The following is a 1,141-nucleotide window of genomic DNA, read 5'->3' on the forward strand; positions in this document are numbered from 1 at the left end:
TATTCCCCGATCGGGGGGTGTGTGCGGGGGGTCGAGTCAACCCCCCCCCCGCCCCTCCGCGCGTTCCGGTGCGCGTTCCGAAGTTCTCACTTTCCTACAAGGGTGCTACTTGAGGCCCAGGACCAGCCCGTCGGAGGGCGAGCGCCAGACCGTGCGGGCCTCCGCGAACCCCGCCTCGCGCAGGGTCCGGGCGTGCCAGGCGTCGTCGGGGGTGTCCCCGTCGGCGTGCTCGCCGTAGATCTCGAACCGGCGCTTCGTCGGCTCGGCGAGCACCGGGTCGGCGGCCGCGAGGGCCCACCAGTCGGCCCAGTCCAGCGCGCCGGCCGCGCGGGCCCGGTCCATCCCGGCGTGCCGGTGGGCGCGCTCGGCGGCGTTGATCCCCGGGGTCGCGGGGTCGGGCATGTGGTCGGCGTTCATGAAGACCCCGCCCGGGCGCACCAGCGGGGCGAGCTGCCCGTAGAGCACGCCGAGCTGCGGGCTGTGCAGCCAGTGCAGGGCGGTGGCGGTGAGGACGGCGTCGTACGTGTCGTACGGGAGCGCCGAGGTCCAGTCGGGGTCCTTGAGGTCGGCGGTGACGAACGTGACGCGCCGGTCGCCGGAGAAGTGGCCCCGGGCGATGGTCAACAGCGCCGGGTCGAGGTCGACGCCCGTACTGGTGGATTCCGGGAACCACTTGAGGACGCGGTCCGTAATACTTCCCGTACCGCACGCCAGGTCGAGCACCCGGGGGGTGGGGCCCACCAGTGCCTCGACCATGTCCAGCATCACCCGGAACCGCTCCTCGCGGTCGGGCATGTACCACTCCTGCTGCCGGTCCCAGCTCTCCTGCCAGGCCTGCCAGTCGGTCGTGGTCTGCGCCATCGTCCATCCTCCAGCCGTAATACCCTCGAATACGTCTCAGCCGTTACGCCGAGACATTAATCCGCAGCCGTAAGGACTACAAGTGGAACTGGCCCATTACTCGGACTACGCCGTGCGCCTGGTCAACACCGAGGAGCCGGCCCGCAACAAGGATTCACTGACCTCGGTGGACGCCGTCCGCGGCCTCTTCGGCGCCGGGGTCCAGGCCGCCCGCCGCGTCACCGACGCCGACGTCACCCGCTTCCGCAACGTCCGCGGCCGGCTGCGCTCCGTCTTCGAG

2 protein-coding genes are annotated in these 1,141 nt (G+C 71.2%); one reads left to right on the forward strand and one right to left on the reverse strand.

Translation table 11 applies throughout. The annotated features are described in order from the left end of the window. Nucleotides 1-105: 105 nt before the first annotated feature. Nucleotides 106-861 carry a class I SAM-dependent methyltransferase gene (locus tag ACFXA3_RS42870; RefSeq protein WP_385197030.1) on the reverse strand — a complete coding sequence of 252 codons (756 nt, stop codon included), beginning with the start codon at nt 859-861 and terminating at the stop codon, nt 106-108. 82 nt (nt 862-943) lie between these two features. Between ACFXA3_RS42870 and ACFXA3_RS42875 the strand changes: the two genes are divergently transcribed. Beyond that, a partial coding sequence (locus ACFXA3_RS42875) for an ABATE domain-containing protein (RefSeq protein WP_385197033.1) occupies nt 944-1,141 on the forward strand: 198 nt, incomplete at its 3' end.

The organism is Streptomyces sp. NPDC059456, assembly GCF_042750055.1.
GTDB lineage: Bacteria > Actinomycetota > Actinomycetes > Streptomycetales > Streptomycetaceae > Streptomyces.